At 66.3% G+C, this 2,089-nt stretch carries 4 protein-coding genes; all 4 read right to left on the reverse strand.

Annotated elements, in window-relative coordinates; genetic code table 11:
• Positions 1 to 149 (reverse strand): hypothetical protein (locus RMN95_RS17130; protein ID WP_397545266.1); only part of this gene is annotated, 149 nt, incomplete at its 3' end.
• Between the two features lie 289 nt (positions 150 to 438).
• Positions 439 to 816: a type II toxin-antitoxin system VapC family toxin gene (locus RMN95_RS07800; protein ID WP_309616372.1), complete on the reverse strand. Its 378-nt coding sequence runs from the start codon at positions 814 to 816 to the stop codon at positions 439 to 441.
• A complete protein-coding gene (locus RMN95_RS07805) occupies positions 813 to 1,070 on the reverse strand; it encodes a CopG family transcriptional regulator (RefSeq protein WP_309616373.1) in 258 nt (85 codons plus the stop codon). Before RMN95_RS07805 ends, RMN95_RS07800 begins: the two co-directional genes overlap by 4 nt.
• 67 nt (positions 1,071 to 1,137) lie before the next feature.
• Positions 1,138 to 2,089: DUF6716 putative glycosyltransferase (locus RMN95_RS07810; protein WP_397545265.1), on the reverse strand; the 952-nt coding region annotated here is incomplete at its 5' end.

The raw sequence follows: 2,089 nt of genomic DNA on the forward strand, positions 1-2,089 counted from the left end.
CCGTGAGCGACACGGACAGCACCGGGATGGCGCCCCACGACCGTGTACCCGAATCGCTCGTAGAACGCTTCAAAGTGGTGCCCATCTCGGGTAGTGAGCTGGAGCTGTTCCAAGCCGAGGTCCGCGGCCACCGCGTGGAGGCCGCGCATCAGCACCGTACCGGTACCGCTCCCCTGAATGCTCGGATCGGGCCATGACTCGCAGAACCGTGCGCCAATGCAGGGTCAGGGGTGAACCGCGGTCGACGAGAAACCCCATGCCGACAACAGCATCATGACGACGCAGGATGCCAAAACTGTCGTTCCCGGCAGCGACCCGGGCGAGCGCATCCGCAAGACGGTCTGTCTTTGTAGTCGCCTGGTTATAGAAACGGGCCGCGAGGAACTCGTCGCGCAGCGGCGATCCGATCATGAAGTTCTGCGTTGGGAAGATTCGGGCTCAGTATGGCGCGGACAGCCCGCTGAACATCGGGAAGTGCTTGATGTTCCGGGTGAGCAGCGCAGCGTCGAGCAGCACCGCAGTCGCCGCGATTGCGAGATCCGCAGAATCGATGCCGCGGTTGCTCGGGAGCCACCGCCGTCCGTGGCCGCCGGCGACCTCGGCGACCCGATCGTCCAGGGGGTGCCAGGTGAAAACCGCGAGCAGGGCGCGAGTGGCGGCTTCCTCCCGAGGTCGCATGCCCGCCAGCACTTCCAGCCGGGTCACCTCGCTCGCGTGTAGCGGACCGACCATCCGCGCGTTTCGAAGGACTTCAGCGGCGGCGACCTCTCCGCGGAGCACATCGACAAGCACCGAGGTGTCGACGAGGGCACTCATCGCGCGGTTGTCTGACGGAGCCGATCACCGGAGCGAATGCCCTCGACATACGTCTCGCCGTCGATCTTTCGATCGTGCCAGGCACCCAAAGCGAGATCAATCGCCTGCACATCCTGCTCGGCATCCCTGCGGAAACCGTAGGTCCCTGCGACAGCATCACGGATCAGCGCAGAGATCGATCGACCGGTCCGTGCAGCCTCCGCATCGAGGACGCTCCGATCCTCGTCGGTCAGTGAGATTTGCGTGCGTTGCATGATGTAATTATACATCACTTAGTGCGGGATGCTTCGCGCACGATCACGTCGCCGGGATGTTGTGGAGCTACCGGCCCACGCGGTCTCCGTCGACCGCCTCGACGCGCTGCGTTCGCCGCACCTCGACGGGTTTCGGCCCAACGACCCTCGCGCGGATTGCCCGCGCCCGACGCACGGCTCCTCGAAGTGGCATCCCCACGGCCAGCGCGAGGTAGCCGCCAAGACTGCGGTCGTACCGACCCAGCGCCCGCTTGCGATCCCACACCCGCCGCACGTTTCCGCCGAGAGTGCCCCTGAACTGCGGCCGCAGCGGCAGGTCGGCCTGGTCGCGACGTCTCACCCCGGCTTCGATGGCCGAAATCCAGGTGTCGCCGGATGCCTCGTGGAAGTAGTTCTCGTCAAGCCATCCCGCATCGGGGTTGCGGTAGCGCCCCGCGATCAGGTCATCCGAACTTCCGAGCAGCCCGCTGTCGTCGAACACCAGATTGATCATGGACTCGGATACACCGAAATCATCCAGGACGAGCACGGGAACGCCCATCGCGGCGGCCTCGAGTGCGGCGGTCGAACTCACCGTCACCAGTGCGGCGGCCCGCTCGAGATGGGCCGGCATCGAACCGGTGGACACCACCAGATTGTCGGGGACGTCCGGCACCCTGGCGAGAATCTCATCCAGGGGATACCGCTCCGCGTGGGTCTGGGTCTCACCGGCTGCGGCTCTCAGCTTGAGCACCACGCGACGCTCGGGCTGCTGCCGCGCGGTCTCGACCAGCCAGCCGACCAGCTGTTCTCGGTCGATCAGCGACCGCGGCACCTTGGCCTGCGCCGCGAAGACGATGTCGTCGCCGCCCACCGCGGAGCGGCGCGACCGAGCGAGGAAGGGCAGGGTGGCGAGCCCGAAATCCTGCTCGATCCCCCAGTGCTCCGCGAGCGAACGGAACGCGGCGATCTCACGCTTGCTGTGCAGGATGAGCAGGTCGACCTGCGAGCGGTAGTACAGCGCGAGCAGCGTCGCCGGG

The organism is Salinibacterium sp. (genome assembly GCF_031364185.1).
Taxonomy (GTDB): domain Bacteria; phylum Actinomycetota; class Actinomycetes; order Actinomycetales; family Microbacteriaceae; genus Rhodoglobus.